Here is a 929-nt window from a genome sequence, read left to right as displayed (position 1 = left end):
GAAGTGGGCGCCACCACGGTGCTGCTCACCACCGCCCTCTTCCACGAGATGGCGCGTGAGGAGCCCGGAGCGCTGGCGGCCCTGCGCAACACCTTCTTCGGCGGGGACCGCGCCGACCCTCGCGCCGTGCGCAACGTGCTCGCGGCGGGCCCCAAGGGCCAGCTCACCAACCTCTACGGCCCCACCGAGGCCACCGTCTGCGCGACCTTCCACGCCGTGGAGGCACTGGCGCCGGACGCCACCGTGGTGCCCATCGGCCGGCCCGTGGCCCGGGCCCGGCTGTACGTACTGGACGCCCACGGTGAGCCCGTGGCGCCCGGAGTGCCGGGCGAGGTGTTCATCGGCGGCGCGGGCGTGGGCCGTGGCTACCCTGGCCACCCCGCGACGACGGCGCAGCGCTTCGTGCCGGACGCCTTCAGCGGCGTGCCCGGCGCACGGCTGTACCGCACGGGCGACAGGGCGCGGTGGCGGGCGGATGGGACGCTGGACTTCGTGGGCCGGGTGGACGCGCAGGTGAAGGTGCGCGGCTTCCGCATCGAGCCGGGCGAGGTGGAGTCCGTCCTGCACTCGCACCCGTCCGTGCGCGAGGCGGTGGTGGTGGTGCGCGAGGACGTGCCGGGCGACAAGCGGCTGGTGGCGTACGTCGTGGGCCACCCCACGCTGGACGCGTCCGTGCTGCGCGCCTTCCTCAGCGAGAGGCTGCCCGCGCACCTGGTGCCGTCCGCCTTCGTGCCCATGGCGGCGTTGCCGCTGACGCCCGGAGGGAAGCTGGAGCGCAAGGCCCTGCCCGTCCCCGAGCAGTCCGCCGCGGCCTCGCTTCCCACCGTCCCCGAGCACCTGACGCCCTTCCAGCAGCGCGTCGCCGGCCTCTTCCGCGACGTGCTGCACGTGGAGCGCGTGGGCCTGCACGACGACTTCTTCGCCCTGGG

The 929-nt window shown here is 75.0% G+C and carries 1 protein-coding gene; it reads left to right on the top strand.

The features are described from left to right. The coding region (locus tag D7X74_RS42135) for an AMP-binding protein (RefSeq protein WP_147446922.1) at positions 1-929 on the top strand (929 nt) is incomplete at both ends.

This window comes from Corallococcus sp. CA047B (assembly GCF_003612065.1).
Classification (GTDB): domain Bacteria; phylum Myxococcota; class Myxococcia; order Myxococcales; family Myxococcaceae; genus Corallococcus; species Corallococcus praedator.
The sequence above is the reverse complement of the archived record's forward strand: the minus strand, read 5'-3'. Positions and strand labels throughout refer to the sequence as shown.